Source organism: Mycobacterium sp. E787 (assembly GCF_001668725.1).
GTDB lineage: Bacteria > Actinomycetota > Actinomycetes > Mycobacteriales > Mycobacteriaceae > Mycobacterium.
This window is the reverse complement of the sequence record NZ_LZKL01000099.1, coordinates 1-635: the sequence shown is the minus strand read 5'-3', so window position 1 is coordinate 635 and position 635 is coordinate 1. Positions and strand designations below refer to the sequence as shown.

Sequence of the window (635 nt, the reverse complement as noted above, 5' to 3'; positions counted from 1 at the left end):
TTGTCGCCGGTGGCGATCTTGAGCTCGATGCCCAGTTCGGCCAGCTGTGCCAGCGACTGGCGCGCCGCGGGTTTGGGTTCGTCGGCGAAGACCAGAAAGCCGGCCAGCGTCAGGTCGTGTTCGTCGTCGGCGGTGAGCTCCGTCAGCTCGGCGGCCGGGCGGGTGGCGACGGCGACCACCCGCCGTCCGGCGGCGAACAAGTCCGCCAGGGTCGCATCCGCGGCCGCCGGCGTCCCGTCGCACCGGTCCAGGACCTGTTCGGGGGCGCCCTTGACGACGAGGAGGCGGTTGCCGTCGTCGTCGACCAACACCGACGTCGCGCGCCGCTCGTGGTCGAACGGCAGCAGCGCGACGCGGCGCACCGCGCCGCCCACCAGTTGCTGTGGCTGCGGGGAGTCCCACAGCGCGGCGTCGAGCGGATTGGCGCTCACCACACCGGATTCCGGGTCGACGTCGGTGGCCAGCAGCCCGAGCCGCCGGACCGGCTCGGCCGGCGCACCGGCCGGATCGATCGTGCCGACCAGGCGGATGCGGCCTTCCGTCAGCGTGCCGGTCTTGTCGGTGATCAGGATGTCGATGTCGCCGAAGTCTTCGATGCAGACCAGGCGTTTGACCAGGACCTTGGCCTTGGCCAG

General features: G+C 71.7%; 1 pseudogene. It reads right to left on the bottom strand.

Annotated elements, in window-relative coordinates:
- Positions 1-635, bottom strand: a pseudogene (locus A5705_RS20080) (HAD family hydrolase); the annotation flags it as partial.